This is a genomic window from Brevundimonas sp. Soil_N_31, from assembly GCF_057655995.1.
Genome location: NZ_JBDGLE010000005.1, coordinates 209,958 through 236,591, shown reverse-complemented (window position 1 = coordinate 236,591; position 26,634 = coordinate 209,958). Strand labels below are relative to the sequence as shown.

Annotated in this window: 24 protein-coding genes; 15 read left to right on the top strand and 9 right to left on the bottom strand. The window is 69.9% G+C overall.

The genetic code is table 11. The annotated features are described in order from the left end of the window. Nucleotides 1–38: 38 nt before the first annotated feature. Nucleotides 39–2,150, bottom strand: a complete 2,112-nt coding sequence (locus AC3A3G_RS10500; protein WP_487488149.1) for a dipeptidyl-peptidase 5 — start codon at nt 2,148–2,150, stop codon at nt 39–41. Nucleotides 2,151–2,219: 69 nt separating this feature from the next. Between AC3A3G_RS10500 and AC3A3G_RS10495 the strand changes: the two genes are divergently transcribed. From AC3A3G_RS10495 to trxA, 7 genes are all read left to right on the top strand, one after another. Then, nucleotides 2,220–3,098: a 1-acyl-sn-glycerol-3-phosphate acyltransferase gene (locus AC3A3G_RS10495; protein WP_487488148.1), complete on the top strand. Its 879-nt coding sequence runs from the start codon at nt 2,220–2,222 to the stop codon at nt 3,096–3,098. A 10-nt stretch (nt 3,099–3,108) separates the two neighbouring features. Further along, complete coding sequence (tsaE, locus tag AC3A3G_RS10490; protein WP_487488147.1) at nt 3,109–3,612, top strand: tRNA (adenosine(37)-N6)-threonylcarbamoyltransferase complex ATPase subunit type 1 TsaE; 504 nt, start codon at nt 3,109–3,111, stop codon at nt 3,610–3,612. After that, nucleotides 3,605–4,693 carry an N-acetylmuramate/N-acetylglucosamine kinase AmgK gene (gene amgK, locus AC3A3G_RS10485; RefSeq protein WP_487488146.1) on the top strand — a complete coding sequence of 363 codons (1,089 nt, stop codon included), beginning with the start codon at nt 3,605–3,607 and terminating at the stop codon, nt 4,691–4,693. The genes tsaE and amgK overlap by 8 nt, the downstream gene beginning before the upstream one ends. Next, nucleotides 4,690–5,403, top strand: a complete 714-nt coding sequence (gene murU / locus AC3A3G_RS10480; protein ID WP_487488145.1) for an N-acetylmuramate alpha-1-phosphate uridylyltransferase MurU — start codon at nt 4,690–4,692, stop codon at nt 5,401–5,403. Before amgK ends, murU begins: the two co-directional genes overlap by 4 nt. A gap of 2 nt (nt 5,404–5,405) precedes the next feature. Beyond that, on the top strand, nt 5,406–8,480 hold the full coding sequence (addB, locus tag AC3A3G_RS10475; protein WP_487488144.1) for a double-strand break repair protein AddB: 3,075 nt from the start codon (nt 5,406–5,408) through the stop codon (nt 8,478–8,480). Next, nucleotides 8,477–11,905 (top strand): double-strand break repair helicase AddA, encoded by a 3,429-nt coding sequence (addA, locus tag AC3A3G_RS10470; protein WP_487488143.1) that lies wholly within the window; start codon nt 8,477–8,479, stop codon nt 11,903–11,905. Before addB ends, addA begins: the two co-directional genes overlap by 4 nt. A 124-nt stretch (nt 11,906–12,029) precedes the next feature. After that, on the top strand, nt 12,030–12,362 hold the full coding sequence (trxA, locus tag AC3A3G_RS10465) for a thioredoxin (protein ID WP_003168818.1): 333 nt from the start codon (nt 12,030–12,032) through the stop codon (nt 12,360–12,362). 182 nt (nt 12,363–12,544) lie between these two features. Here the strand turns inward: trxA and AC3A3G_RS10460 are convergent, their stop codons facing one another. The 8 genes from AC3A3G_RS10460 to AC3A3G_RS10425 form a co-directional block, all read right to left on the bottom strand. Further along, the gene (locus tag AC3A3G_RS10460) at nt 12,545–13,831 is read right to left on the bottom strand and encodes a bifunctional folylpolyglutamate synthase/dihydrofolate synthase (protein WP_487488142.1); all 1,287 of its coding nucleotides are present in this window, start codon (nt 13,829–13,831) and stop codon (nt 12,545–12,547) included. Between the two features lie 15 nt (nt 13,832–13,846). Next, nucleotides 13,847–14,743 carry an acetyl-CoA carboxylase carboxyltransferase subunit beta gene (locus AC3A3G_RS10455; RefSeq protein ID WP_200168667.1) on the bottom strand — a complete coding sequence of 299 codons (897 nt, stop codon included), beginning with the start codon at nt 14,741–14,743 and terminating at the stop codon, nt 13,847–13,849. Between the two features lie 11 nt (nt 14,744–14,754). Beyond that, complete coding sequence (gene trpA / locus AC3A3G_RS10450; protein WP_200168666.1) at nt 14,755–15,597, bottom strand: tryptophan synthase subunit alpha; 843 nt, start codon at nt 15,595–15,597, stop codon at nt 14,755–14,757. Further along, nucleotides 15,594–16,085: a hypothetical protein gene (locus tag AC3A3G_RS10445; RefSeq protein WP_487488141.1), complete on the bottom strand. Its 492-nt coding sequence runs from the start codon at nt 16,083–16,085 to the stop codon at nt 15,594–15,596. The genes trpA and AC3A3G_RS10445 overlap by 4 nt, the downstream gene beginning before the upstream one ends. Then, nucleotides 16,085–17,296, bottom strand: coding sequence for a tryptophan synthase subunit beta (gene trpB, locus AC3A3G_RS10440; protein WP_487488183.1), 1,212 nt, complete (start codon nt 17,294–17,296; stop codon nt 16,085–16,087). The genes AC3A3G_RS10445 and trpB overlap by 1 nt, the downstream gene beginning before the upstream one ends. 45 nt (nt 17,297–17,341) lie before the next feature. Continuing rightward, a complete protein-coding gene (locus AC3A3G_RS10435; RefSeq protein WP_200168665.1) occupies nt 17,342–17,980 on the bottom strand; it encodes a phosphoribosylanthranilate isomerase in 639 nt (212 codons plus the stop codon). A gap of 151 nt (nt 17,981–18,131) precedes the next feature. Beyond that, nucleotides 18,132–18,872, bottom strand: a complete 741-nt coding sequence (locus tag AC3A3G_RS10430) for a pseudouridine synthase (protein WP_487488140.1) — start codon at nt 18,870–18,872, stop codon at nt 18,132–18,134. A gap of 139 nt (nt 18,873–19,011) precedes the next feature. After that, complete coding sequence (locus AC3A3G_RS10425) at nt 19,012–19,911, bottom strand: class I SAM-dependent methyltransferase (RefSeq protein ID WP_487488139.1); 900 nt, start codon at nt 19,909–19,911, stop codon at nt 19,012–19,014. A 61-nt stretch (nt 19,912–19,972) separates the two neighbouring features. Between AC3A3G_RS10425 and mutM the strand changes: the two genes are divergently transcribed. The 8 genes from mutM to dnaN all read left to right on the top strand — a co-directional run bounded on the left by mutM (nt 19,973) and on the right by dnaN (nt 26,621). Beyond that, on the top strand, nt 19,973–20,836 hold the full coding sequence (gene mutM / locus AC3A3G_RS10420; protein WP_487488138.1) for a bifunctional DNA-formamidopyrimidine glycosylase/DNA-(apurinic or apyrimidinic site) lyase: 864 nt from the start codon (nt 19,973–19,975) through the stop codon (nt 20,834–20,836). Between the two features lie 98 nt (nt 20,837–20,934). Beyond that, nucleotides 20,935–21,399 (top strand): hypothetical protein, encoded by a 465-nt coding sequence (locus AC3A3G_RS10415; protein ID WP_487488137.1) that lies wholly within the window; start codon nt 20,935–20,937, stop codon nt 21,397–21,399. Nucleotides 21,400–21,423: 24 nt separating this feature from the next. Further along, complete coding sequence (locus AC3A3G_RS10410) at nt 21,424–21,912, top strand: hypothetical protein (protein WP_412876707.1); 489 nt, start codon at nt 21,424–21,426, stop codon at nt 21,910–21,912. Then, nucleotides 21,912–22,130 carry a helix-turn-helix transcriptional regulator gene (locus tag AC3A3G_RS10405; RefSeq protein WP_292056748.1) on the top strand — a complete coding sequence of 73 codons (219 nt, stop codon included), beginning with the start codon at nt 21,912–21,914 and terminating at the stop codon, nt 22,128–22,130. The genes AC3A3G_RS10410 and AC3A3G_RS10405 overlap by 1 nt, the downstream gene beginning before the upstream one ends. Nucleotides 22,131–22,171: 41 nt before the next feature. After that, nucleotides 22,172–22,957, top strand: coding sequence for an enoyl-CoA hydratase (locus AC3A3G_RS10400; protein ID WP_487488136.1), 786 nt, complete (start codon nt 22,172–22,174; stop codon nt 22,955–22,957). Between the two features lie 166 nt (nt 22,958–23,123). Next, nucleotides 23,124–23,393, top strand: a complete 270-nt coding sequence (gene rpsT / locus AC3A3G_RS10395) for a 30S ribosomal protein S20 (RefSeq protein WP_040346357.1) — start codon at nt 23,124–23,126, stop codon at nt 23,391–23,393. Nucleotides 23,394–23,907: 514 nt separating this feature from the next. Next, complete coding sequence (dnaA, locus tag AC3A3G_RS10390; protein ID WP_487488135.1) at nt 23,908–25,326, top strand: chromosomal replication initiator protein DnaA; 1,419 nt, start codon at nt 23,908–23,910, stop codon at nt 25,324–25,326. 176 nt (nt 25,327–25,502) lie between these two features. Beyond that, nucleotides 25,503–26,621 carry a DNA polymerase III subunit beta gene (gene dnaN, locus AC3A3G_RS10385; RefSeq protein ID WP_003166402.1) on the top strand — a complete coding sequence of 373 codons (1,119 nt, stop codon included), beginning with the start codon at nt 25,503–25,505 and terminating at the stop codon, nt 26,619–26,621. Nucleotides 26,622–26,634 lie beyond the last annotated feature (13 nt).

The following is a 26,634-nucleotide window of genomic DNA, read 5'->3' as shown; positions in this document are numbered from 1 at the left end:
CGCGCGCCGCCCGCAAAGTCTCCTGTTCAGCCCGCGGTTTACTGACCTTCCTTCGTCCAGTCGGCCGTCCAGTCCAGGATCTCCTGCTGCCACTCGACCCAGGTCTGGGGTTTCAGCACCCAGTGGTTCTCGTCCGGCACATGGACGAAGCGGCTGGGGATGTTCAGCCGCTGCAGGGCCGAGAAGGTCGCCAGCCCCTGCTCCATCGGCACGCGGAAATCCTTGGAGCCGTGCAGCACCAGCATCGGCTTCTTCCAGTCGCCCGCATAGGTCTCGGGGTTGTGTTCGTCATAGACGGCCTTGCGGTCCCAGGTCGCGCCGCCGAACTCATGGATGAAGGTCGAGATGTCCATGGCGTTCATCAGCTGGGGCACGTCGAACACCCCGGCGTGGTTGACCAGGCAGCGCCACGGCTCGTTCCACTGGCCCGCGATCATATTGACCATATAGCCGCCGTAGGAGGCGCCCAGCGCGCAGGCTCGCTGGCCGTCGATCCACGGATTGGCCGACAGCGCCGCCTGCCAGCCCTTTTGCAGGTCTTCCAGCGGACGGTCGCCCCAGTGGTCGTTGATGGCGTCGGTGAAGGTCTGGCCGTAGCCCGGCGAGCCGTGGAAGTTGACCATCACCACCGCATAGCCCGCCGCCGTATAGACCTGGGGGTTCCAGCGGTAGGACCAGCTCTCGGTCCAGGGCGACTTGGGCCCGCCGTGGATCAGATAGACGGCCGGATATTTACGGCCTTCGACATAGCCTGCGGGCTTGAACACCCAGCCGTGCGCCGTCTCGTCGTTCCAGCCGGGGAAGCGGATCTCCTCGGGACGCGGCAGGTCGATCCGGGCCAGCAGCTCGGCGTTGTGCTGGGTGGCCTGGCGCGCAGCCTGGCCGTTCTTGGCGATGAAGACCTGCGTCGGGGCCGTGAAGCTCTCATGGGCGTAGGCCAGCACGCCGCCGACCTCGTCGAAGTCGCCGACCGAGCCGATGTCGGTCAGGGCCTTCACCGCGCCGGTGCGGGCGTCGATCTCGAACAAACGGTTCTGGCCCTCGTCGGCAGCCGTGACATAGAGCGCCCGGCCGTCCGAGCGCCAGGTCAGGCCGCTGGGGCCGCGATCCCAATTGGTCAGGGCGCGGGCGTTCGCGCCGTTCGCATCGGCCACCATGACCACCGGCTGATCGCCGCCGACGTTCTCGCGCGGGGCCGCCAGCCAGGCCAGGCGCCGTCCGTCGGGCGACAGGGCGGGCGCCCCGTCCGGTCCCGAATGGCCCTCGGTCAGATTGACCGGCGCGCCGCCGTCAAGGCTCAGGCGATACAGGTCGCTGTCGTTGGTGAAGGCGGCGCGGTCCGCCTGCTTGCGCGCCGCATAGATGAAGGCGCGCCCGTCACGCGCGATCGTCAGCCCGCCCTCGCCGACGCTGACATCGCCGTCCAGTCCGGCGGTCAGGTCGCGCGGCTGACCCTCGGCGAAGCCCGAGCCGTTCAGCGGCTGCAGGAAGATGTGGCTCTGGCGGCCGTCGGCCCAGCGGTCGAACACCCGCAGCGGCATCCGGTCATAGACCTGCTGGTTCGACTTGGCCCGTTCGGCCAGGCGATCCTTGGTGCACTCCAGAGTCTCACAGTCCGTATAGACCGACACGCCCAGCACCAGGGCCTTGCCGTCCGGCGTGAAGCGGAAACCCGACAGGGACACCGGCAAGGTCGTCACCTGAGCCGCCGCCATGCCCTCGCGGTCCGTCCGCCACACCTGGGTCGATCCCCCGCGCGGCGACAGAAAGTAGATCGACTGCCCGTCCGGCGCCCAGCGCGCACCCGAGACGCCGCCCTCTGAGATCGGCAGGCGGCGCGGCGCCGTCGCGCCGTCGACGTCGGCCATCCACAGGCCGGTCAGGTTGCGGTTGCCGTCCCAGTCGGTGCGCGTCACGGCGTAGATGACGCGGCGACCGTCGGGCGAGACGCGCGGATCGCTGACCCGCTCCATCATCGCCAGATCCTTCAGGCCGAGGCGGTCCGAGGCCTCGGCCGGAGCCGGCGCAACCGCCGCGGTCGGCGCGGACTGGGCCAAAGTCGCTTGTGCCAGAACCGGCGTCGCGGCCAAGCCGCCCGCCAGCAACAGCATCTGGACGGCCGCAGCCGTCATCCAGTGTGATCGGGTCATTACGCTACACTCCCCCAAAGAATGGTCAGGTTTCCTGCATAGGCGGCGATCCGGTCCTAGCCAAGCTGGATGGCGCTTGCCCGACGCCGCCGCCTCGGCGACAAGCAGGCGATGAGTCCGGCTCCGCACATTGTCGACGTCCTGATCGCCGAGCGCGCGCCCCGCCTGACGGGATCGGCCGCCTGGCCTTTGGCGCGGCCCGCCCTCTACGGCCTGCTCGACTACGCCAAGGCGCGGCGCATGGCCGACGCCATCGGCCCCATGGGCGGACGTCAGGCGCTGGACTACGTCTCCGACCTGCTGGAGCTGACCGTGCGGACGGCGCATCTGGATCGCCTGCCTGCGTCTGGCCGCTGTCTGGTGGTGTGCAACCATCCGACCGGCATCGCCGACGGTCTGGCCGTGCACGACGCCCTGCGCACGGTGCGGAACGACCTGATCTATTTCGCCAACGCCGACGCCCTGCGCGTCTCGCCTCGCCTGGCCGAGACCGTCGTCCCCGTCGAATGGGTCACGGCCAAGCGCACGCGCGAGAAGACCCGCGCCACCCTCCAGGCCGCGAAAGAGGCGTTCGAGGCCGAACGCTGCGTCGTCATGTTCCCGGCCGGACGCCTGGCCCGCGTCGGCCCGGACGGTCTGCTGACCGACCCCGAATGGGCCGCCACCGCCGCTTCGCTGGCCCGCAAGTACGAGGCGCCGGTGATCCCGATCCACGTCGCCGGTCCGACCAGCCGCCTGTTCCACCTGTTCGACAAGGTGTCGCAGGAGCTGCGCGACATCACCCTCTTCCACGAACTGCTGAACAAGAAGGGCCGCGCCTTCGACCTGATCGTCGGTCGCCCCATCCCGCCGCTGGCCCTGGACGTCGACGCCCAGGCCGCCACTCTGAAACTGAAAACCTTCGTCGAGCGGACCCTGGCCGCCGATCCGGACGCGACCTTCGCCTGATGCCCTCAGCATGATGATATTCGACCTTCCCGACGCCGACGCCACCACCCGCCTCGGCGAAGCCATCGCCCCCCTGCTGGCGCCGGGCGAGGCCGTCCTGCTGTACGGCCCGCTGGGCATGGGCAAGTCGACGCTGGCGCGCGGCCTGATCCGCGCCCTGACGCGCCCTGACGAGGACGTGCCGTCGCCGACCTTCACCCTGGTCCAGTTCTATGAGAGCGACCCGCCCATCGCCCATTTCGACCTCTATCGCCTGACCCGTCCGGAGGAGGCCTTCGAGGTCGGGCTGGACGAGGCGCTGGACGAGGGGTGCGCCCTGATCGAATGGCCCGAGCGGCTGGGCGACGATCCCGGCCGGATGCTCGGCCCCGACCGTCTGACGATCGAAATCTCGGAACCCGCCCCTCAAGCAGCCGCCCTCCGCGAGGGCGGCGACAGGGGCCTCTCTGGAAGAGTTGCGACCGTTTCCGGCGCAGGCTCGTGGGAAGCCAAACTCAAGGAACTCCATGTCTGACCGCGAAGCCTTCCGTCTCGACTTCCTGCGCTCGGCCGGGCTGGCCGGGGCCGTCCGCTCGCCCCTGCCCGGCGACGCCTCGACGCGGCGTTACGAGCGGCTGACCACGCCGTCCGGCGCATCCCTGATGCTGATGGATCAGACCCCCGCCGCCGAAAGCCGGCCCTGCGATCCGTTGTGGACGCCGGAACAGCGCCACGCCCACGGCTGGAACGCCGTCGCCCGCCTGTCCGCCGGTCGCATCGAAGCCTTCGCCGCCGTCGCCGCCCACCTGAAGTCGCTGGGCCTGTCCGCGCCCGAGATCGTCGCCGTCGACGCTCCGAACGGCCTGGCCGTGATCGAGGATTTCGGCGACGCCCTGTTCGCCCGCGTCATCGAGGACGGCGCCGATCCCGCCCCCCTCTATCGCGCCGCCGTCGAGGCCCTGGCCGTCCTGCACGCCGCCCCGACGCCCGATGTCCTGACCGGCCCGGCGGGCGACTGGCCGCTGCTGACCTATGACCAGACGGCGCTGCAGGGCGGGGCCGACCTGTTCGTCGAATGGCTGCCCAAACTGATCCCCGCCCTCAGCTTCGACGACGCCGCCGTCGCCGAATGGCGCGCGGCCTGGGCGCCGACCACGGCGGCGGGCGAAGCGGGCGCGACCGTCATGGCCCACCGCGACTATCACGCCGAGAACCTGATCCGGTTGGACGGCAGGACCGGCGCCGCCTCGGTCGGGATGATCGACTTCCAGGACGCGGTGAAGGCGCACCCGTCGTGGGATCTGCATTCCCTGCTGCAGGACGCCCGCCGCGACGTGGCGCCCGAGCTGGAGGCGCTCGCGCTCGACCACTATTTCGCCCTGCGCCCCGAGACCGACCGCGAGGCCTTCATGGCCGCCTACGCCGGTCTGGCCGCCCTGAATGAGGCGCGGATTCTCGGCATCTTCGCCCGCCTGATCGCCCGCGACGGCAAGCCCCGCTACGCCGCATTCATGCCGCGCATGTGGGCCCACCTGAACGCCAATCTGAAGGCGCCGGGCCTCGACGCCGTCGCCACCTGGATGGACCGCCATGTGCCGGAGGATCTGCGTCGATGACCGCCCCCACCACCGCCATGGTCCTCGCCGCCGGGCTCGGCACGCGGATGCGCCCCCTGACCGACGATCGGCCCAAGGCTCTGGTCGAGGTGGGCGGCAAGGCGCTGATCGACCATGTGCTCGACCGGCTGGCCGAGGCGGGCGTGACCGACGCCGTGGTCAACGTCCACTGGTTCGCCGATCGGCTGGAAAGCCATCTGGCCGCCCGCACGCGCCCGACGATCCGCATCTCAGACGAGCGCGTCGAACTGCTGGAAACCGGCGGCGGGCTGAAGAAGGCGCGCCCCCTGCTGGGCGACGATCCCGTCTTCGTCGCCAATATCGACAGCGTCTGGATCGACCGCGGCGACGCCTTGGGCGACCTGATACGTCTGTGGGATCCCGAACGCATGGACGCCGCCCTGCTGCTGGCCCGGCGTGAAGGCTCCATCGGCTTCGAGGGCGGCGGCGACTTCTTCCTCGGCGAGGACGGCGCCCTGACCTTCCGGGGCGAGGCCGCCAGCGCCCCTTACGCCTATATGGGCGTCCACATCACCCGGCCCGATTACGCCGACCATGGCCCCGACGGCCCCTTCTCGCTCAGCCCCCTGTGGCGCGCCTCGGCCGCCGAGGGCCGTCTCTACGGCTACGTGCTCGACGGCGACTGGATGCACGTCGGCGACCCGCAGGCGCGTGACGAGGCCGAAGCCCGGCTGAAGGCGGAGACCTGATCATGACGGGGGGGCGCTTCGATCCTTTCTCGGGTGACGGCCCGCGCTGGCGCGCCGTGCCCGCCTGGCGGCCCTTCCTCGAAGATCTGGCGGCGGGGGTGCTGGACTGGCTGGGCGACGCCCCGCCCGAGACCCTGACCGACGCGACCATCCTGCTGCCCAACCGACGCGCCGCCCGCGCCTTCTCCTTCGCCTTGGGCAAGCTGGCGGGCGAGCGCCCCGTCCTGCTGCCTCAGGTCCGCCCGCTCGGCGATCTGGAGGAGGACGAGCCGCCCTTCGCCCCCGGCGAGCTGGGTCTGGACCTGCCGCCCGCCATCGCCCCCCTGACGCGCCGCTTCGAGATGGCGCGCATGATCGCCGAGGAGTTCGAGCCGGGGATGAAGCCCCTGCGCGCCCTCGAGATGGCCGATGCGCTGGGCGCCTTCCTCGATTCCTGCCAGCTCGAGGAAGTCTCCGACCTGTCGCGCATCGCGACGCTGGCCGAACACGATCTGGCCGAGCACTGGCGCGAAAGCGCCCGCTTCCTCGGCCTCGCCGTCGAGGCCTGGCCGAAACGGTTGGAGGCGCTCGGCCTGGTCGATCCGGCCTGGCGCCGCGCGACCCTGCTGCGCCGTCTGGCCGAGGCGTGGGACGCCCGCCCGCCGCAGGCCCCCGTCATCGCCGCCGGTTCGACCGGCACCGTCCCCGCCGCCGCCGATGTGCTGAAGGCCGTCGCCAGGGCGCCGCAGGGCGTGGTCGTCCTGCCCGGCCTCGACCTCGACCTGGCCGCCGACGCCTGGGACCGCATCGACGACCAGCACCCGCAGGCGGCGCTGAAGGCCCTGCTGGCCCGCGCCGAGGTCGCGCGCGAGGCCGTCCAGCCCTGGTTCCAGCACCCCCTCGAACCGGCCGTCGAGGCGCGCGGTCTGGCCCGCCAGCGCCTGATCAACGAAGCCCTTCGCCCCGCCGAGGCCACCGACGACTGGCGCCGCGAGATCAAGCGCCTGCGCGCCCGCTCGGCCGAGGCCGGCCGCGCCGCCGACCCCATCGCCGAGGGCCTGTCGGGCCTGACCGTTCTGTCCGTCCGCGCCGAGGAAGAGGCGGCGACCGCCGTCGCCCTGATGATGCGCGAGAGCCTGGAGCAGCGCGGCTCCGACGGCCGTCCGATCACCTGCGCCCTGGTGACGCCGGACCTGCAGCTGTCGCGCCGGGTCGAGGCGCGGCTGGCGCGCTGGGGCATCGTGGCGGACTCCTCAACCGGCCAGCCGCTGTCGCGAATGACGGCGGGCGTGCTGGTCGACGTCGGCGCCCGTTTCCTGGCCGAGCCGCTGAAGCCGCAGACCCTGCTGGCCCTGCTGAAGCACCCGCTGGTCCGCCTCGATCTGGGCGAGACCTCGCTGCACGACGCCGCCGAGGCGCTGGAGGAGCACGCCCTGCGCGGCCCGCGTCCGCGCCGCTGGTCCCAGCTTCACGAACGCCTGCTGAAGGCGGCCGGGCCGCGGCGCGGCGGCCTGCCGCTGGCCGACTGGAAGCTGGCCCGGCTGAAGGGCGCGCAGGCCCTCGCCGACCGGCTGGAGGCGCTGGCGACCGCCCGCCCCTGTCCGCCGGACGAGGCCGCGCGAACCCTGACCGCCCTGATCGAGGCCTTGGCCGGTCAGAACGCCTGGGCCGGGCCGGACGGCGAGGCGGCGGCCGCCCTGCTGTCGGCCCTGATCGAGGGCGGCGGTCCGCTGGGGCCCACCACGCCCGCGGAGTTCGCCGACCTGATCGCCGCCTTGCTGGCCGAGACGACGGTGCGCACCGGCGGCTCCACCCATCCGTCCTTGCGCATCCTCGGCGCCATCGAGGCGCGACTGGCGCGGGCCGACCGCATGATCCTGGCCGGGCTGGAGGAGGGCGTCTGGCCCAATGCCGCCCCGGTCGATCCCTTCCTGTCGCGGCCGATGCGCGCCGCCCTGCCCCTGCCCGCGCCCGAGCGGCGTCTGGGCCAGACGGCGCAGGACTTCGTTCAAGCCGCCTGCGCCGACGAAGCCGTCCTGGTCCACTGCGAACGGCGCGGCGGCCAGCCCGCCGTGCGCTCGCGCTGGCTGTGGCGGCTAGAGATGCTGACGCGCGGCGCCGACGCACCCGACACCCCGGTTTACCTCAGCGCCCCCCAAGGCGTCGCCGACTGGACCCGCGCCCTCGACGCCCCGCCGCCCGGTCCCGCCCGGCTGGCCGCGCGCCCGGCCCCCACGCCCCCGGTCGAACGCCGCCCGCGCAGCCTCTATGTCACAGGGGTCGAGCGCTGGGTCCGCGACCCCTACGCCCTTTACGCCCGCCGCATCCTGAACCTGGAGCCGATGGAACGCCCCGGCGCCTCGGCCGAGGCCCTGGCGCGCGGCAACGCCGTGCATAAGGCCATCGAGCGCCTGACCGAGGACTGGCCCGACCTGCTGCCCGACGATCTCGACGCGGTGATCGAGCGCCTGCTGCTGGAGGAGCTGACCGCCCACGGCTTCGAGGACGCCGCCATGGCCCGCGAGGCGCCGCTGGCCCGGAACGCCGCCCGCTGGCTGGCCGGGTTCGAGACCGAGCGACGCGCGCCCGGCGTGGCCCTGCTGATCGAACAGCAGGGCGCGCTGACCTTCGACGCGCCGGGCGGCCCCTTCACCGTCAAGGCCTACGCCGACCGCATCGAGGTCGGCGCCCTGTCCGCCGCCGTCATGGACTTCAAGACCGGCCAGGTTCCCACCGCCAAACAGATCAAGGCGGGCTTTGCGCCCCAGCTGACCCTGACCGGCGCCATCCTGGCCGCCGGCGGCTTCAAAGCGACGAACGGTCCCGTCCCGCCGGAAGAACTGACCTACGTCCGCGTCGTCGGCCGCAAGAAGGCGGGCGAGGTCGCCGTGCGCGCGGCCGGGCCGGAAGCGCAAATCCTGTCCGACGCCGCCCTGCAAGGCCTGATGGCCCGCGTCGCCGAATTCGACCGGCCGGAGACGCCCTACCTCTCGTGGGCCGCGCCCCACCTGATGGGCAGCTACAGCCCCTACAACCTGCTGGCCCGCGTCTGGGAATGGCACGTCATCGGCGGCGGCGAAGAAGGAGAGGCGGAATGAACCTCCACGTCCGCGACGGCCTCAACCCCCAGACCCGCGCCGCCGATCCGGCCCGCTCGGTCTTCGTCACCGCCAACGCCGGATCGGGCAAGACCACCACCCTGGTCAGCCGGGTGGCGCGCCTGCTGCTGGGCGGCGCCGCGCCCTCGGCCATCCTGTGCGTGACCTACACCAAGGCCGCCGCCGCCGAGATGCAGGCCCGCCTGTTCGAGACTCTGGGCAAGTGGGCCGTCATGGACGACAGCGAACTGTCGGCCGAACTGGCGAAGCTGGACGACAGCGACCCCGCCGCCCTAAATCCCGCCCGCCTGTCCGAGGCGCGCCGCCTGTTCGCCCGCGCCCTGGAGACGCCAGGCGGGCTGAAGATCCAGACCATCCACGCCTTCTGCGAAAAGCTGCTGCGGCGCTTTCCCATCGAGGCGGGCGTGTCGCCGCGCTTCACCGTGCTGGAGAATGAGGCGGCGATCGCCCTCAGCCACGCCGCGCGCGAGGATCTGGCTCGCGCCGCCCTCGCCGACGCCGAGGGGCCGATCGGTGAGGCCTACAGCCATTTCGCGGTCGAGCTGGACTGGGGCCGCTTCCAGGATCTGCTGGCCCTGATCGAGGCCAAGCGCGCCGAGCTGACCGACTATGTCGCCCGCGTCGGCGACGGCCGCGCGCCCGGCCCCTATGTCCTGACCGGCGCCGATCCGGACATGACGCCCGAGGACATCGAGGCCGACTTCCTGCGCTGGCTGGACCGGAACGAGGTCCGCCGCATGGCCGAGTTGATGGCCACCGGCTCCAAGACCGACAAGGACCGGGCCGCCGAACTGGCCCACGCACTCGACCACGACTGGAGTTTCCACGGCCTGGGCGCCGTCTTCCTGACCGGCTCAGGCTCGCCCCGCAAGTCGATGGCGACCAGCAAGGCGCCGCCCGACGCCGCCGGCTGGCTGACCGATCTGCAGGACAAATTCCTGGCCGCGCGCGACCAGCTGCGCGCCGCCAAGGTCGCCGACGACACCATCAGGCTGCTGACCCTCGCCAACGCCCACGCCGCCCTATACGAGGCGGCCAAGACGGCCCACGGCGCGCTCGACTTCTCGGACCTGGTGGCGCGCACGGTCGAGCTGCTGACCGTCCGCTCGACCGCCGCCTGGGTGCTGTACAAGCTGGACGGCGGCGTCGATCACGTCCTGATCGACGAGGCCCAGGACACCGCGCCCGAACAATGGGCCATCATGCGCGCCCTGACCGGCGAGTTCTTCACCGTCCCGGACACCGACCGCACCGTCTTCGCCGTCGGCGACGAGAAGCAGTCGATCTACTCCTTCCAGGGCGCCCGGCCCGAACGGCTGCGCCAGGAATCCCAGGTCTATGACAGCCTGATCAGCGGGGCGGGCGGCGCCTTCGAGGGCGTGCCGCTGGAGACCTCCTACCGCTCGACCGAGGCGGTGCTGACCTTCGTGGACGCAGTCTTCGGCACGCCCGAACGCGCCCGCGCCCTGGTCGGAGAAACGGGCGAGATCCCGCACCATACCGCCGCCCGCAAAGGCCAGCCCGGCGCCGTCGAACTGTGGCCCCTGTTCATCGACGAGGCCCCGCCGGAGCGCGACGCCTGGACCGACCCCGTCGATCAGGAAGGAACCGCCAGCGCCCGCAAGCGCATGGCCCAGACGCTGGCGTTCGAGATCAAACGACAGGTCGAGACCGGCGCCGTCGTCTTCGACAAGGGCGGCGCCGCGCGTCCCTGCGGCTACGGCGACTTCCTGATCCTGGTCCGCCGCCGCGATGCGACGTTCGAGGAGATCATCCGCGCCCTGAAGGCGGCGGGCGCGCCGGTGGCGGGCGCCGACCGGCTGAAGCTGTCGCAGCACATCGTCTTCGACGACCTGAAGGCGCTGGCCCGGTTCGCCCTCTTCCCCGGCGACGATTTGACGGTCGCCGAGGTGCTGCGCGGTCCCTTCTGCGACGTGGACGAGGACAGCCTGTTCGACCTCGCGGGCCGCGAGAAGCGCGACAGCCTGTGGCGCGAACTGAAGCGCCGGGCGGAGGAGCGGCCCGAGTGGGGCCGGGCGCTGGACCTGCTGCGCGCGGCGCGCAGCGCCCGCGACCTCGATCCCTTCGGCTTCTTCTCCAGCCTGCTGAACCGGGTCGACGCGACAGGCCAGTCCGGCCGCGCCCGCATCCTGACCCGCCTGGGGCGCGAGGCCGAGGAAGCCGTCGACGAGACCCTCAATCAGGTGCTGGCCGCCGAGGGGCGCGGCGGAACCGATCTGGAGACCTGCCTCGCCCTGCTGGAAGCCGCCGACGTCGAGGTGAAGCGCGAACTGGAAGGCCCGCGCGGCGAGGTCCGCGTCATGACCGTCCACGGCGCCAAGGGGCTGGAGGCGCCGGTCGTCATCCTGCCCGACACGACGATGAAGGCGAAGGCGCAGGGGCCGTCCCTGATGCCGGTCGCCACCGAGAGCGGCGAAGCCTGGCTGATGTGCCCCGGCTCGTCGAAGGAGGACTGCCCCGCCTCGGCCGACGCCCGCGCAATCCGCGAGGCGCGGGTCGGCGATGAATCCCTGCGCCTGCTCTACGTCGCCCTGACCCGCGCACGGGATCGGGTGATCGTCATGGGACGCGGCTCCAAACGCGCGCCCGAGGCCGGGGACTGGTGGTCGGTGCTCGAAGAGACCTTCGACCGGCTGGGCGATCAGGTGCGCGAACTGGACGGCGGCGTCCGTCGCTACGGCGCCGATCCCGACAGCCTGCCCGCCGCCGTCGCCACGGTCGAAGTCCGGCCCGAAGCCCCCGACTGGACACGAACCAACCCGCCGCGCGACGCCGCCGCCCGCTTCGCCTCGCCCTCGCAGATGCAGGAGCAGAAGCGCATCCCGGCGCCGTCGCCGCTAGCGCGCGGCGAAGGGCCGGGCGCGGGGCTGGGCCGGTTCCGGCGCGGCGACCTGATCCACCGCCTGCTGGAGCGCCTGCCCGACCTTCCGTCGCCTGACCGTCCGGACGCCGCGCACCGGATGCTGGCGCGCGAGCGCGACCTGACCGAGGACCAGCGCGCCGAGATGATCGCCGCCGCCTTCGGCGTGCTGGACGACGCTCGCTTCGCCCCCGTCTTCGGCCCCGGCAGCCGCGCCGAGGTCGCCCTGACCGGGACCGCGCCCGACCTGCCGTCCGGCGTGTCCATCTCGGGCCGCATCGACCGGCTGGTGGTCACGCCCGAGCGGGTGCTGGTGGTCGACTTCAAGTCCAACCGCCCGGCGCCCGACCGCGTCGAGAACGCCGATCCGGCCTATATTCTGCAGATGGCGATCTACGCCGCCGTCCTGCGCCGCCTCTATCCCGACCGCGCGGTCGAGGCGGCCCTGGTCTGGACCGACGGGCCCAAGCTGATGGCAGTTCCTCAAGCCTTGATGGACGCCGCTCTCGAAAATGCGCGTTGATTTGTCGGGGATTCGCACCCACATCTGTGTCTGAACGCTGACGCCGCCGTCAGCGGGAAACATGTTCTGCGCTCAAGCAGCGAGCCGCCGCGCGGCGAGCGATAGCGCCCTTAAGGAGACTAAAATGGCGACTGTGAAAGTCACCGACGACAGCTTCGACGCCGACGTCCTGAAGTCCTCGACCCCCGTGCTGGTGGATTTCTGGGCCGAGTGGTGCGGCCCCTGCAAGCAGATCGGCCCAGCGCTGGAGCAGATCGCCGACGAACTGGCGGGCAAGGTCACGGTCGCCAAGGTCAACATCGACGACAGCCCCATGGTCCCGTCCAAGATGGGCGTGAAGGGCATTCCGACCCTGATGCTGTTCAAGGACGGTCAGATGACCTCGATGAAGGTCGGCGCCATGCCGAAGGGCAAGATCGTCGAATGGCTGGCCGAAGCCGGCGTGAAGGCGGACTGACACGTGACATTCTCCCTCCCCTTCATGGGGAGGGCGGCTGAGCCCGCAGGGCGAAGTCGGGTGGGGGCGGCGTTTCGAAAGAGGCGCCGCCTCTTTCTTTGCCCGCTTCGCCCAAGCCCTCCCCACCCGGTCGCTTCGCGACCATTCTCCCCATGAAGGGGAGGGAGAGGCGGCGCGTTTGCTTATACGGGCCAGGTCTCGCGGCTTGCGCCCAGAACCTCGCCCGCCAGATACAGCGAGCCGCAGATGACCACTCGTCCGGCGCCCAAGGCCAGGGCGCGGTCGAGCGCCGCGTCTACCGATCCCGCCGCCAGGGCGCCGAAGCCGCGTCCCTGCGCGACGGCGGCCAGAGCCTCCGGCTCGGCGGCCGTTCCGTCGAAGCCGACGGTGAAGACCTGGGCGTCGATCCCCTTCAGCGCCTCGAAGAAGCCGCCGGCGTCCTTGTTGGCCAGCATGCCGACAATCAGGGCCGTAGGGCGCGGGGCGCGCGCCTGGCGGTCGGACAGGGCGCGGGCCAGGGCGCGGGCGGCGTGCGGGTTGTGCCCGCCGTCCAGCCACAGTTCGGCGTCGGCCTTCTGAGCCTTGTCGGCATAGGGACCGTTGGTGAGCCGCTGCATCCGCGCGGGCCAGCGCACGGCCTTCAAGCCCTCGGCGATGGCGGCTTCGGGCAGGTCCAACTCCAGCGCGGCGGCGATGGCGACGCCGGCATTGTCGAACTGGTGCGCGCCGGACAGGGCGGGTGCGGGCAGATCGAGGAACCGCTCCTGATCCTGATAGACGAGGCCCCCGCGCTCGGCCCAGGCGTCGAAATCCACGCCCATGACGGTCAGGAGCGAGCCGACCTCGGCCGCGCGGCGCGCGATCACGGCCATGGCCGCTTCGGACTGGCGCGCCACGACGCCGCGTGCGCCCGCCTTGAGGATGCCCGCCTTCTCGCCCGCCACGCCCTCGATGGTCGTACCCAGAAACTCGGCGTGGTCCAGATCGACGGGGGTGATGACGCTGAGCAGGGGCCGGGCGATGACGTTGGTGGCGTCCAGCGATCCGCCGAGGCCCACCTCGACGACGGCCAGATCGGCGGGCGTCTCGCTCATGGCCAGAAGACCCGCCGCCGTGGTGCTCTCAAATACGGTGGCCTGGCCGCCGGTTTCGGCCATCGCCGCCTCGACCCGGTCGAGAATGGCGTTCAGCGCCTCATCGGTGATCAGCGTCCCAGCCAGCCGGATACGCTCGTTGAAACGCACCAGATGCGGCGAGGTATAGGCGTGGACGCGCAGTCCCGCCGCCTCGGCGATGGCGCGGATCAGGGCGACCGTCGAGCCCTTGCCATTGGTGCCCGCGACATGAACCACCGGCGGCAGTTTATCCTGCGGATTCCCGAGCGCGGCGCACAAGGCCCGCATCCGATCCAGCGACAGGTCGATGCGCTGGGGATGCCGGGCGCGCAGGCGTTCCGAAATCGGGTCCATGGCAAAAGCCTGCGGTTAGGCAGCCTTCTTCTGGGCCGCGCCGCCCATCAACATGGACAGGATCAGGCCCAGCGTCGTCGGCAGGTCGCCGCGCGACACCACCTTGTCCACCATGCCCTTGTCCTTGAGGTATTCGGCGCGCTGGAAGCCCGGCGGCAGTTTCTCGCGGATGGTCGTCTCGATCACGCGCGGACCGGCGAAGCCGATCAGGGCGCCCGGCTCGGCCAGGTGGACGTCGCCCAGCATGGCGTAGGAGGCCGTGACCCCGCCCGTGGTCGGATCGGTCAGCACCACGACGTAGGGCAGCTTGGCCGCCTTCACTTCCTGAACGGCCAGGGTGGTGCGGGCCATCTGCATCAGGCTGAGCGCGCCTTCCTGCATCCGCGCCCCGCCGGCGGCGGTGTAGCAGACCAGAGGAACGTTGCGCTTCACCGCTTCACGCGCGGCGGCGATGAAGGCTTCGCCCGCCGCCATGCCCAGCGACCCGCCCATGAAGGTGAAGTCCTGCACGATGACCACGGCGGGCGCGCCGCCGATGCGGCCATAACCGATGGCCATGGTGTCCTTGCGGCCCGCCGCCTTGCGCGCCGCCGACAGGCGATCGCGATAGGGCTTGCCGTCCGAGAACTTCAGCGGGTCTTCCGGCACGTCGGGCGTATCGATCGCCTCATACAGGCCGTCGTCGAAGGTCGCCTTCAGGCGCGTCGGCGCGTTGATCCGCATGTGACGGCCCGACGGCGTGACCCACAGGGCCGCCTCCAGGTCCGAGCGGAACAGCATCTCGCCCGTGTCGGGATCCTTGACCCACAGATTGTCCGGGGTGTCGCGCGGGCTGACGATCTTGCGCACGCCGGGCGCGAAACGCGACAGCCAGCCGCCGCGAGCCTTGTTCTCGGGATTTTTATCGACCATGGGCGGGGCCTTTAAACGGTTTCCGTCACGGAAGCACTAGTTCTCGCCGTCTTCACAGCATCGGCCAGGGCCTTCACCTTGGCCAGAACGCGAGGAACGGCGGGTTCGTTCGCCTCGAGAGCGGCGGCCACTTCGTCGACGAAGACCGAGCCGGCGACGACGGCGTCGGCGACGCGGGCGATCTCGGCGGCGCGTTCCGGCGTCTTCACGCCGAAGCCGACAGCGACGGGCAGGTTCGTTGCGCGGCGCACGCGCTCGACGGCAGGCGCCACATCGGCGGCCACGGCCTCCTTCACCCCTGTCACCCCGGCGACCGAGACATAGTAGACGAAGCCCGAGGTGCCCTCGGCGATGACCTTCAGACGCTCGTCGTCGGACGTCGGCGTGGCCAGGCGGATCAGCGACAGATCGGCGGCCTTCAACGCGGCGAGCAGGGGCGCGGCCTCTTCCGGCGGGCAGTCGACGACGATGACGCCGTCCACCCCGGCCTCGGCCGCATCGCGGGCGAAGACCTCATAGCCGTAGGATTCCACCGGGTTCAGATAGCCCATCAGGATCAGCGGCGTATCCTGATCGCCCTTGCGGAAATCAGCGACCAGATCGAGCGTGCCGCGTAGGGTCATCCCCGCCTTCAGCCCGCGCAGGGCGGCGCGCTGGATCGGCGGCCCTTCGGCCATCGGGTCGGAAAAGGCCAGGCCCAGTTCGATCAGATCGGCCCCTGCGGCGGGCAGGCCCTTCAGGATTTCCAGCGCCTCATCCCGGCTGGGATCGCCGGTCATGACATAGGGCACAAAGCCGGCCCGCCCCTCGGCCTTCAGCTTGGCGAAACGGGCGTCGATGCGTGCGGTCGTCATTGCGGCAGCGTGCCCGCGACCGGCGACGCCGTACAGACGTCGCCCGGAATGACCGCGAAGCCCAGATAGCCCGGCGCCGTCGCTTCGGCCGGCTTTTCCTGATCATAGAAGGCGACCATCTGCATGCCGTCGCAGCCGCCGCCCTCGCGACGCTTGACGAAGATGACGCGGTTGTCGTCGCCGTCGGCGGGCAGCCAGCCCTGCCCCTGCAGATGCGTCGTATAGGCTTCGGCTAGGGCGCCGATCTGATCGATCTGAGCGGTCACGCAGAAGGCCGCGGTGCGCAGCAGGCCGCCGCAATCGGCGGATTCCGTCGCCGGAGGCAGGACCGGCACGCCCGTCGCCGGCGGCCCGGGCGGAATGGTCGGCGCTGTCTGCACCGGCGCCTGGGCCGCGGGCGCTTGTGGCGCAGGCGCCGTGTTCTGCGCCAGGCTCAGGGTCGGCGAAACGGCCGCCAAAGCGGCGGCGATCAGCAAGATCTTCATCATTACAACTCCACGCCCAGGTGTTGCGCCACGGTGTTAATGTCCTTGTCGCCCCGGCCCGACAGGACGATCACCAGATCGCCGTCCTTGCCGATCTGCTTGGCTACTTCGCCCGCACGCGCCAGGGCGTGCGAGGACTCCAGCGCCGGGATAATGCCTTCCAGCTTGCACAGGGCCTGGAACGCCTCCAGCGCCTCATCGTCGGTCGCCGACAGATACTCGGCGCGGCCCAGATCGTGCAGCCAGGCGTGCTCCGGTCCGATGCCCGGATAGTCGAGGCCCGCCGAAATGGAGTGGCCCTCAAGAATCTGGCCGTCGGCGTCCTGCAGCAGATAGGTGCGATTGCCGTGCAGCACGCCCGAACGCCCGCCCTTCAGGCTGGCGGCGTGTTCGGGGGTGTCCAGGCCGTGGCCCGCCGCCTCGACCCCGATCAGGCGCACGCTCTCGTCTTGAATGAAAGGGTGCATGGCGCCGATGGCGTTCGATCCGCCGCCGATGCAGGCCATGACGGCGTCGGGCAGGCGGCCGATCTGGCGCTGGCTCTGGGCCTTGATCTCCTTGCCGATCACCGACTGGAAGTCGCGCACCATGGCTGGATAGGGGGCCGGCCCCGCCGCCGTGCCGATGATGTAATAGGTGTCGGCGACATTGGTGACCCAGTCGCGCATCGCCTCGTTCATGGCGTCCTTCAGCGTCGCCGCACCGGCCGTCACCGGGTTCAGCTCGGCCCCCAGCAGCTTCATGCGGAAGACGTTCGGCTGCTGCCGAGCCACGTCGACGGCGCCCATATAGACCGTGCAGGGCAGGCCGAAGCGGGCGCAGACGGTGGCCGAGGCGACCCCGTGCTGACCGGCGCCGGTCTCGGCGATGATGCGCGTCTTGCCCATGCGGCGGGCCAGCAGGATCTGGCCCATGCAGTTGTTGATCTTGTGCGCGCCCGTGTGGTTCAGGTCTTCGCGCTTCAGCCAGATCTTGGCGCCGCCGAAATGCTCGGTCAGCCGCTCGGCGAAATAGAGCGGGCTGGCGCGGCCGACGTAGTGCTCCAGATAGCCGTCGAGTTCGGCCTGGAAGCTGGGATCCGCCTTGGCCGCCGCATAGGCCGCCTCCAGCTCGTGGATCAGCGGCATCAGGGTCTCGGGCACGAAACGACCGCCATAGGGGCCGAAACGCCCCTCGGCGTCAGGCCAGGCGTAGGAATTCGAGAGAGCGTTCACGGTCTGGGGCACAACGTAAAGTCTTCAGGGAGGAAGGCGACGAAATCAGGACCGCGATGCGGCGTCCAGAAAAGCTTTGATCAGGGCCCGGTCCTTAACACCCGGCGCGCTTTCGACGCCAGAGGAGACATCGACCATCGGCGCCCCCGAAATCCGCACCGCCCCGGAAACATTTTGCGGATCCAGCCCGCCCGCGAGGAACCAGTTTGCCGGAAGCGCCCGGTTCTGCATCAGCCTCCAGTCGAACGAGGCTCCCACCCCGCCGGGCAGGTCCGCGCCCTTGGGCGGCCTGGCGTCGAACAGCAGATGATCGGCGACGCCGGTCCAGTCGGCGACGCTCGCAAAGTCCGCCTCGTCCCGGATCGACAGGGCCTTGATGATCCCCGCCCCCGTCAGCCTTCGCACCTCGGCCGCACGCGCAGGCGTCTCATGGCCGTGCAGCTGCATCAGATCGGGCCGCAGGATCAGGGCGACCTCGCTGAGCAGGGCGTCGTCGGGATCGACCAGCACGGCGACCACCTTCGCTTTTCCGCGCGCCCGGTCGAACAGGGTCGCGGCGTGCAGCGCCGGAATGTGGCGCGGGCTCTTGGGAAACACCACCGCCCCGACAAAGGCCGCCCCGCCCTGAAGCGCCGCATCCAGCGTATCCGGCGTCGTCAGGCCGCAGATCTTGGTCAGTGTCATGGCGGTGAGGTGCGCGACTGCGGAGGACAGGTCAAGCGCCAGCCCTCTACCTCCCGCTCACCCCGGCGGACGCCGGGGCCCAGTTCTTTGGCGGCAAACGCGACGCGTGAAGCTCTCACTGGATCCCGGCGTCCGCCGGGATGAGCGGAGTTTAGGAGACGAAGATCGAAGCGATCTCGTCCTCGCTCAGCAACCGCCACGCGCCCGGCGCCAGATCATCCGGCAGCATCAGCCCGCCCAGCCGCTCGCGGTGCAGGGCCTCGACGTGGTTGCCCGCCGCCGCGAACATCCGGCGCACCTGATGATAGCGCCCCTCTGTCACCGTCAGAAGAGCCTCAGTCGGCGACACCCCCTCCAGCACGGCGGGCGCCAGCGGCTTGTCCTCGCCCTCCAGCACCAGCTCGCCCGAGGCGAATAGCGCCCCTTCCATCCCGTTCAGGGGCCGCGCCAGCGTTGCGCGATAGACCTTGGCCACATGGCGCTTGGGTGAGATCACCCGGTGCAGCAGGTCGCCGTCGTCGGTCAGCAGCAGCAGGCCGCTGGTCTGCTTGTCCAGCCGCCCGATGGTCGAGATCGCCGGATCGCGCCGCCGCCAGCGGTCGGGCAGGACGTCATAGACCAGCGCCCCGTCCTCCTTGTGCGAGCAGGTCATGCCCAGCGGCTTGTTCAGCAGGACGACCAGGCCCGGCACGGGGTCCAGCGGCTGGCCGTCGATCTCCATGCGCGTCGGCAGGTCGGGCGTCACCGGGATGCGCTTGGACACATCGGTCAGGTCGGCGCCGTCCAGCACGATGCCGCCCGCCTTGCCCAGCCGCGCCATCTCGGCCCGCGAGCCGTAGCCCATCGACCCCAACAGCTTGTCCACGCGGGAGGTAAGGGTCTTCTTGCTCATGCGCCTGCTTCCCCTGCCGTCATCCTCGGGCTTGACCCGAGTATCCAGAGACTCGACGCCGCCGTCGGCGTGCAGCCTTCGACGCTCGGCGTATATGGACCCTCGGGACAAGCCAGAGAGTGACGATGAAGAGGGAAGTTCACTTCACCGCCTCGAAAACCTTGTAGCCGCCCTGATCGACCACCATCCGCACGCGCTTGAAGGCGGCGTCCAGTTCGGCCTCATAGGGCAGGTGGCGGTTGGCGACGATCCAGGCCGTTCCGCCCTTCTTCAGCATCTCGGCCGCCTTGCGGATGAAGGCCTGGCCCAGCCGCCGGTCCTCGTCTCCGCCGTCATGGAAGGGCGGGTTGCTGACGATGAAGTTCAGATCGCCTGCCCCCTCCAGCGTCCGCACGTCGGCCCAGTCGAAGCCGGCCCGCGCGTCCTCGACGTTGCGCTTCGCCGCCTCGACCGCGCGCCGGTCGATGTCGATCAGCCGCAGGGCCGTCACGGCGGACGAGCGCAGCACCACCGTCGACAGCGCCCCGAAGCCGCAGCCCAGATCGGCGCCCGTCCCCTTCAGCGGCGGCAGCACCTGCGCCAGCAGCGCCGTGCCCGGATCGATCCGGTCCCAGGCGAAGACGCCCGGCTGAGACCAGGCCTCCAGTCCCGGAACCGCGCGCGGCGCGCCCGCCTCGATCGCCGCGTCCAGCCCCTCGGCCGCCTCGGGCCGAATGACGATGCAGCGACGATGGTGGGCCTTGGCCGTCTCTGCGACCTCCAGCCCGAAGCCCTTCAGCTCCTTGCCCAGACGCGAGCCGCCCTTGTCCTTGGGCGCCATGACGTCCAACCGACCGCCGGGCTTCAACGCCTTCAGCGCCAGCGCCAGCGTATAGCGCCGCTCAACCGCGCCGGGCGGCGCATAGAGCATCACCCCGTCGGCCGATCCGGGCGCGACCGTCTCCAGCGCCGTCGAGCCGGGGATCAGGGGCGAGGTCTGGGTCGCCGTCGAGGGCGGATCGAACACCGCGGGAGGGCGGCCGTAGAGAAGCATGGTCATCCGCTGCCTATAATCCCTTCTACCCTCGCCCGAGAAGCCGCCCGCGCCTAAGCTGACGCCCATGCCCGAATTACCCGAAGTCGAAACCGTCCGTCGCGGCCTGGAGCCTGTGCTGGAGGGCGCGCGCCTGACCGCGCCGCGCCAGAACCGGCCGGACCTGCGCTTTCCTTTCCCGGAGCGCTTCGTCGAGAGGCTGGAGGGGGCGACGGTGCTGCGGCTGGACCGGCGAGCGAAGTACCTGCTGTTTCCGCTGTCGACCGGCGAGACCTGGGTGACGCATCTGGGCATGACCGGCCGCTTCACCCTGGAAGGCGTCGCCCCCGGCGTGTTCGAGACGGACGCCCCCGTCATCGGCAAGCATGAGCATATGAGCCTGACGGCCGACCGAGGCGGGGTGCTGACGCGGCTAGGCTACGCCGATGCGCGGCGTTTCGGCTTCATGGGCCTGATCCCGACCGAGGCGGTCGAAGGGCACGCCTGGTTCGCCAAGCTGGGGCCGGAGCCGCTGGGCAACGCCTTCTCGGGCGCGCATCTGGCCGAGGCCTTCGCGGGCAAGGCGCAGAACATCAAGGTCAGTCTGCTGGACCAGAGTATCGTGGCGGGTCTGGGCAACATCTATGTGTGCGAGGCGCTGTACCGCGCCCGCATCTCGCCCCTGACGGCGGCGGGCGAGATTAGCCGCCCCCGGCTGGAGCGATTGGCGGTCGAGGTCCGCAACGTCCTGGCCGACGCCATCGCGGCGGGCGGATCGACCCTGAAGGACTTCGCCAACGTCGAGGGCGGCCAGGGCTACTTCCAGCATCGCTTCGACGTCTACGGCCGCGAGCATGAGCCGTGCCGCACCGAGGGCTGTTCCGGCGTGGTGGCGCGCGTGGTCCAGGGCGGGCGCTCGACCTTCTTCTGTCCGGTCTGCCAGAAACGATGACATGTCGGACAAATTAGACTTGATGTAAAAAATAATAGACTCAATGTCTGCGTTGTGCGACACCGCCTCATCACTTGGGATCAAGGAGGGGGCGGCCAATGTCGTTCAGGGAAAAGCTGTCGTGGGGCGTGTTGCTGACCACGTCGACGGTGTGGGGGTTCTATTTCGTGCGACTGGGGCTGAAGGCGGCTGACGGCTCGCTGACCCAGAATCTGGTGCTGTGGACCATGGGGGCTTGCATCGGCTTCAGCATCGCGGCCCAGGTCGGCGTTTCCATCCTGGCGGCAGTCAGCACGCCGAAGGCCGAGCGGGGCGTGGTCGACGAGCGCGAGCAGGGCGTGGCCCTGAAGGCCAGCTACACGGCCTTTGTGACCATGAGCGGCACGCTGGGGGCGCTGTCGGCCTTTGGCTATAACTATGCCCTGCGTCATCCGGATATGCTGGGGCCTGACCCTCTGGCGCCGGCTTTGCTGCTGGCGGCCAACGGTTTCATCTTCGCCCTGGCCCTGTCGGAGGTGGTGCGCCATGCGATCCTGATCACCCGGCTGCGCCGGGTCGGCTGAACTGCGAAGGACAAGGAGCGCGTCATGAGCTTTCGCGAGAAGCACCTGTGGGTGGCCATCATCGCCGGGTTGGCGGTCTGGGGCGCCTACGCCTGGAGGTTCGGCGAGCGGGTGCTGGCCGGAGGGCTGAAGCAGGCGGACTTCGCCGCCGACATGGGCGGTCTGTTCATCCTGGGCCTGATCGCTGTGGTGGTTCTGGAAAGCGGGCTGACGGCCCTGGCCATGCTGACGACGTCCAAGGCCGAGCGCCGGGCGCGCGACGAGCGTGAAGGCGCAGCGACGCTGCAGGCCAGCCATGTGTCTCTGATGCTGTTGATCGGCCTGCTGGTGACGATCTCGGCGGTCGCCTATGGCGTCGGCTTCTGGGGCAGCCTCAAGCCTGAGGGGTTGGCGCGGTGGATGATCCCCGGCAACGGCCTGGTGCTGGCGGCCAATGCGGTCCTGGGCTGCGTCATGGCGTCGGAGCTGGCGCGCTGGGCCCTGTCCCTGGCCCTGTTGAAGCGGGGGCGGTGATGAGCAAGACGCCGCCGCCCATCAGGAACCGCATCCGCGAACTGCGCTTCCATGCCAATGAGATGACTCAGGCCGACCTGGCCGCGCGCATCGGCATGACGCGCCAGACCATCGTCGCCATGGAGCAGGGCAAATACTCGCCCAGCCTCGAAGCCGCCTTCCGCATCGCCCAGGTCTTCGGCGTCGAGATCGGCGAGGTGTTCCAGTGGGAGGGCTGAGGCGCTAGACCACCCTGCAACGAGCATAGAGGAGCGCCCAGATGGCCGACGCCTATTCCACCCTGCTGATCGAACGCCATGCCGGCGGCTATGCGGTCGTCACCCTGAACCGGCCCGAGGCGCTGAACGCGCTGAACACCACCCTGACCGGCGAACTGGGCGACTTCCTGGAGAGCGTGGCCGATGACGACAGCGTGCGCTGCATCGTCCTGACCGGCTCGGTGAAGGCCTTCGCGGCGGGCGCCGACATCAAGGAGATGGCGGATCAGGCCTATGCCGACATGTATCGCGGCAACTTCTTCGCCCGCGCCCACGACCGGGTGGCGAGCTTCCGCAAGCCGATCATCGCGGCGGTCTCGGGTTACGCCCTGGGCGGCGGCTGCGAGCTGGCCATGCTGTGCGACTTCATCATCGCCTCGGACACGGCCAAGTTCGGCCAGCCCGAGATCAATCTGGGCGTGGCGCCCGGCATCGGCGGCTCGCAGCGCCTGACCCGCGCCGTGGGCAAGGCCAAGGCGATGGACATGTGCCTGACCGGCCGGATGATGGACGCGGCCGAGGCCGAGCGCGCCGGACTGGTCTCGCGCGTCGTGGCGTCTGACGCCCTGTTGGACGAGGCGCGCGCCGCCGCCGCCAAGATCGCCGGACAATCCATCCTGGCCGTCATGGCCAACAAGGAGCTGGTCAACGCCGCCTTCGAGACGACCCTGGCGCAAGGGGTGGTGTTCGAGCGTCGCCTGTTCCACTCCCTGTTCGCCTTCGACGATCAGAAGGAGGGCATGGCCGCCTTCGTCGAGAAGCGCAAACCGGCTTTCACGGGTCGCTGAATCCGTGTCGGGGCCGGACGCTGCGGGGCGCAAACCCCGGCCCCGACTCAATTCCCGCCGGATCGCGTTGACCGTTCGGGGGCTTTCCGCTATAGCCGCCCGCTCTTGAGATTTTCTCGCCGTGGACGTGTGGTTTACGGCGTTTTCGTTCGAAGGTTTTTACCCGATGGCCAACAATGCAGGCGCCCGCAAGGCGATCCGCAAGATCGAAGCGCGGACCGAAGTGAACAAGGCCCGCCGCACCCGCGTGCGCACCTACCTGCGCAAGTTCCAGGAAGCCCTGACGGGCGGCGACGTCGAAGCCGCCAAGGCCGCCTTCATCACCGCCCAGTCGGAGCTGATGCGCGCCGTGTCGAAGGGCGTGGTTCACAAGAACACCGGCTCGCGCAAGGTCAGCCGTCTGGCCGCCCAGCTGAAGAAGCTGTCGGCCGCCTGATTTCGCAGGGCGCTCGGACGGGTCTTCACGGCTTCGTCAAACGGCGCAATGTGACGGCTACGGAGGGCCTGTAACGGGCATTTCGTAAAAGAATGTAAGAATTTCAACGGCGAGGAAGCGCAAGCTCCCTCGCCGTCTTGCTGTCTGCTCCTAAGTCGCGCTTACGGATTCGGGTTCTCGATTGGGGCGAAATCGCCATTTTCCCAAGCCCTGCCGAGGTTTGCCGGAGTCAATCAATTTAAGTGCGAATCTCGACTCGAATCAGCGTTGATCTCCGCCGCGCCGGGGGTAAGTTGAAGGGGTAACGCGCTTCCGTCCTGTTGGGATGAAGACGAGGGAAATCAATGGTTTCCCTTGGCGCGAGATGTCTGTCTGTGAGTACGACCCCGCTTGCGAAGCCCCGCTTCGCGAGGCGAGAGAAGTCGTCCCTGGACGTGGCGTCTCGAAGGGCGTTCGTCGGTGATAACTCTTGTGGCGGGTGTTCTGAATGATCGGGGGCGCGGTAATGGCGGGAATGACGGATCCCAACCGTATCTGGACTGAGGCGGCGGACCGCCTGAAGGCTGAGATCGGGGATGGTCCCTTCAGCTCCTATATCGCGCCTTCCGCCGTGCGCGTGGATTCCCAGGGCAATCTGATCCTGGTGACCCCGACGGCCTACGCCCGCGACTGGGTGCGCAAGAACGCCCTGCGTCGCATGAACGAGCTGTGGCTGGGCCTGGACGGCCTGTCGCGTCGTCTGGAGGTGCGCTGCCGCGCCGAGATGGGTTCGGCGCCGCCGTCGGGCCTGCGCGACGCCCCGCGCCTGGCTTCGATCAGCCCCGCCCCGATCGCTCCGGCCGCCGCCGCGACCGCCTTCGCCGCCGCGACCGACGGCGCCCGCGCCGTGCGCGCCGCCGGTCTGCAGGAGCGTCTGACCTTCGACAGCTTCGTCGAGGGCCACGGCAACGCCTTCGCCCTGGCCATCGCCAAGCAGGTGGCGACCTGGGCCGACGGCCACTTCAACCCCGTCTTCTTCTGCGGCCCCTATGGCTACGGCAAGACCCACCTGCTGAACGCCATCGCCTGGGAGGCCCAGCGCCTGCGCCCGGACGCCAAGGTGGTCTATCTGACCGCCGAACGCTTCCTGTCGACCTTCGTGCGCGCCATGCAGGACCGCTCGACCGCCGCCTTCAAGGAAAGCCTGCGTTCGGCCGACATGCTGTTGCTGGACGACGTCCAGTTCGTCGGCGGCAAGACGAGCACCCAGGAAGAGCTGCTGAACACCCTCACGGCCCTGATCGAGGACGGCAAGCGGATCGTCCTGTCGGCCGACCGCGCGCCCATGGCCCTGACCGACGTCGAGCCGCGCCTGCGCAGCCACCTGGCGGCGGGCCTGACCTGCCCGGTCGAGGCGGCGGACCGCGACCTCAAGGTCGCCGTGGCCCAGTCGCGCCTGAACGCCCTGGCCCAGCTGGGCGTCGTCACGGGCGAGGCCCGCGCCGACGTGCTGGAGCATCTGATCGACCGCACCCCCGGCTCGATGCGCGAGCTGGAAGGCGCCGTGAACACCCTGGCCGCCGTCGCCGGCAGCCGTCTGTCGGCCCTGACGGTGGACGAGGTCCAGTCCCTGCTGGGCGCCGCCCTGCGCACGGGCCCCGAGCGTCGCATCACCGTGGACGAGATCCAGAAGACGGTGGCCGAGCACTTCAACCTCAAGCAGGCCGACCTGCTGAGCGAGCGCCGCACCCGCGCCATCGCCCGTCCGCGTCAGGTCGCCATGTATCTGTGCAAGCAGCACACGACCCGCTCCTATCCCGACATCGGCCGCCGCTTCGGCGGGCGCGACCACACCACCGTCCTGCACGGGGTCCGCAAGATCGAGGAACTGATGCCCAAGGACGATCAGATCGCCCGCGACGTCGAGGCCCTCACGCGCAAACTGCGCGGGTAAGCTCTCCCTCCGCTCGTCCCGGCGAAGACTGGGATGAGCGGATTTCCGGGGCGCCCAGCCTGTGGAAATCGGGGGCAAGCGCCTCTGCCCGTTGCCCCCCGCGCTCAATGCGCTAGTGTTCCTGCCCATATTTACGGCGACGCTGCTTCGGCGGCGTCGCGACCGGGCGAGACCAAATGCAGCTGACCATCGAACGATCCGCGCTTCTTCGGGCCCTGGGGCACGTCCAGAGCGTGGTCGAGCGTCGCAACACCATTCCGATCCTGTCCAATGTGCTGCTGAGCGCCGGGCGCGACCGCCTGTCGTTCGCCGCCACCGACCTGGACATGGAGATGGTCGACGAGGCCGAGGCCCAGGTGAACGTCGAGGGCCAGATCACGGCCCCGGCCCACACCCTGTATGAAATCGTGCGCAAGCTGCCGGACGGCGCCGAGGTGTCGCTGACCTATTCGGGCGACGATCCGCGTCTGGTGGTGGCGGCGGGTCGCTCGCGCTTCAACCTGCCGGTGCTGCCGGCGGGCGACTTCCCGGTCATGTCGACCGAGGCCTCGGGCGCGCGCTACACCCTGCCCAAGGAAGACCTGGCTCGCCTGATCGACAAGACGCGCTTCGCCGTCTCGACCGAAGAGACGCGCTACTATCTGAACGGCCTCTATCTGCACACCGTGGCCGACGGCGGCATTCCGCTGCTGCGCGCCGTGGCGACCGACGGCCACCGTCTGGCCCTGGCCGAGACCCCGGCGCCGGAAGGCGCGGCGGGCGGCCCCGGCGTCATCGTGCCGCGCAAGACGGTGGATCAGGTCCGCCGCCTGCTGGACGACGGCGCCGGCCCGGTCGAGGTCCAGGTCTCGGCCCAGAAGATTCGCTTCGAGTTCGGCGAAGCCAGCCTGACCTCCAAGGTCATCGACGGCGCCTTCCCCGACTATCTGCGCGTCATTCCTAAGGGCAACGACAAGCAGGCCGACATCGACAACAGCCTGTTCGCCAAGGCCGTCGACCGCGTGGCCACCATCTCGGCCGAGAAAAGCCGCTCGGTGAAGCTGGCCTTCGACAACGACCGGGTGAAGCTGACCGTTCGCAACATGGAGGCCGGCCAGGCCGAGGAAGAGGTCGAGATCGGCTATTCCGACGAGCCGTTCGAGATCGGCTTCAACGCCCGCTACCTGCTGGACGTCGCCGGCCAGATCACCGGCGAGACGGCCCACTTCAAGTTCGCCGACCCGGCCAGCCCGACCCTGGTGCTCGACCCGGCCGACGTGGGCGTGCAGTATGTGCTGATGCCGCTGCGGGTTTGATCGAGCTGGCGCA